This is a genomic window from Thomasclavelia sp. (assembly GCF_047249845.1).
Classification (GTDB): Bacteria; Bacillota_I; Bacilli_A; order Erysipelotrichales; family Coprobacillaceae; genus Thomasclavelia.
The window spans coordinates 1-1,467 of sequence record NZ_JBKTWO010000170.1; the positions used below are offsets into that span (position 1 = coordinate 1).

A 1,467-nucleotide genomic window follows, 5' to 3' on the forward strand; every position below is an offset into this window, starting at 1 on the left:
GAATTAATATTTTCAGATGTTTGAGTTGAATTTTGAATAATAAAATCACCATCCCAATAATTAGGTATAACAGTTCGTTTCCCCTGACTATCAATAATCGTAGTAAAACAATAAAAAACTGATAAACTAGTAGCTAAAGACAAAAATACTATAATTGTCTTCTTCTTATCTTTTTTTACTTGCTCAACTGCCATTTGCCAAAATAAATTTCCATTTTGGGTTTTTTTATAATTACGAATTTTCATATTTTTTTGATAATATTTTGTTGCTTCGATTGGAGAAATATTAGCTGCCATCTTAATTGGTTTTTTTATTCCCCATAAAATAGCTATCACACTAACAACAACACTTAAAATCAAAAAACTAGGATAAAAATGTATCTCCAGATTACTTATTGAAATTCCTAATATCTTCATTACATAAGGAACCAAAAAGAAAGAAATTACTATAGCTAAAAAGATTCCTAATACAATAGCAATTATTCCAATATATAATATCTGTTTCCTAATAAATTTAACTAACTGTTTTTTTGTCATCCCTAAACTTTGCAACAATCCATAATATCGAATATTTCTAGAAACTGACAAATACAACATATTATAAATTAAAAGATATGCACTTAAACAAATCACAAATCCTAAACCACAAATCCCTAATAGTACTTTAAAAGAATTTTCAATATAAGGTAACGGTTGAAAAGATTGTCTTTGTGATAAATTTAATGATTGCTCCATTTTATCTATTGTTGATTTCATAACATAATTACTTTTTAATTTAATACATAAAATTCCATCATATTCTAAATTATATCCCGTTTGCTCATAAAACTCCTTAGAAACATAAATAACTGACTTATCACCATAACCATCCCATATTCCACTAATAATAAATTCCTCATTGTAAACTCCCATGTTATTTTCATAAGTCATTAATATCCTATCACCGACAGTCAAACTCTCTTTTCCACAATTTTTTAAAGCTTCTTTTGTAACCATTAATTCATTTTTAGCTTGTGGATAAGTTCCTTCTATTTTAGTTTTAGCTAATGAAGCTTGCTTTTGCCAAAAAACATCATCACACCATAACAAACCAACTTCTACAGTTTCATCAAATTCTGTATTTTTAATAAAACCTGCATATGCTTCAATTCCAACGCTTTCAACTTTATTGTTATTTTTTAAAAGATTCAATTGCTGATCATTAAAACCATTCATTATTGCAATATCATATTGGGCTCCATTTAATCTGGTATTTTGTAACCTGCTTAAATCTAAATAAGTAATTCCAATTGTTATCACACAAAAAAACATTAAAGCAGATAAAACGATTGTAAAAAACAAAATACTAAAGCTCTTTTTATTATTTTTTATTGTCTTTTTAGCTAATCTATCAATGATCATACTATTATTATTATTTAGCATTTAAATCACTTCCAATTAGAATTCTTCCATCTTAAATTTGTAAAAT

General features: G+C 25.8%; 1 protein-coding gene. It reads right to left on the bottom strand.

Going from position 1 to position 1,467, the window contains the following annotated elements; translation table 11 throughout:
• The coding region (locus ACLR9T_RS14445; RefSeq protein ID WP_413110152.1) for an ABC transporter permease at window positions 1–1,421 on the bottom strand (1,421 nt) is incomplete at its 3' end.
• Between the last annotated feature and the right edge of the window lie 46 nt (window positions 1,422–1,467).